General features: G+C 56.4%; 1 protein-coding gene and 1 pseudogene. One reads left to right on the forward strand and one right to left on the reverse strand.

Features of this window, described 5'->3' with window-relative positions; all coding sequences use genetic code 11:
* The coding region (locus A3730_RS05965; RefSeq protein ID WP_063537712.1) for a DUF4212 domain-containing protein at positions 1-200 on the reverse strand (200 nt) is incomplete at its 3' end.
* A gap of 288 nt (positions 201-488) precedes the next feature.
* Between A3730_RS05965 and A3730_RS05970 the strand changes: the two are divergent.
* Positions 489-725, forward strand: a pseudogene (locus A3730_RS05970) (MBL fold metallo-hydrolase); the annotation flags it as partial.

Raw genomic sequence — 725 nt, forward strand, 5'->3', positions numbered from 1 at the left:
ACGATCAGCACCAGGAACACGTAGATGGCTCCCTGTTGCGCAAACCAGAAGCCCAGCTTGAAACCGAAGAATTGGATTTGATTGAGTTCATCCACCAGCAAAATGCCGCAGCCATAGGAGACAGCGAACCAGACAGCCAGGTAGGTCAAAATCAATCGCAGGTTAGCGGCCCAGTAGGCGCGGGCGTTTTCTTCTTTCATTACTCGTCCCTCTGCGTCATCAGGAAATCAGGCCACCCCCTTTTCAGGCAGACAAGGGATAGGCTCGAGCTCCAGACTAGCCAAAGGGCCATGGCAACACAGTATGACTTTAGTCGAAGCCGGGACGGGTTCAGGCTCTGACGGGCCAGCGCTATCCATGCCGGCAAAATCCGCTCCCGACCTGTGCAGCTGCGTAATTTCCGTTAAACTGGCAGGTCTTGGCCTGTGCGACACCACTACGCAGGCAGGGATTGACGCGTCGTCGAAAAGAACAACCATGGATAGACAATGAAAATAGCGCGATGGATTTCCAGCGCTTTGCTGCTTGTGATCTTGTGCGGCGTATTGCTGCTGACCTTTACCCCCAGCCTGGAACGCTGGCCCATCGCCTCGCCGCAACCGGCTCCCGCTCCGGGGCAGGTGACGCTGACCTACCTGGGCACCAGCACCATCCTGATCAGCGATGGCAGCACCCATTTGCTCACCGACGGCTATTTTTCCCGGGTATCCATTCCCCAACTGCTG

Source organism: Alcanivorax sp. HI0044 (assembly GCF_001634945.1).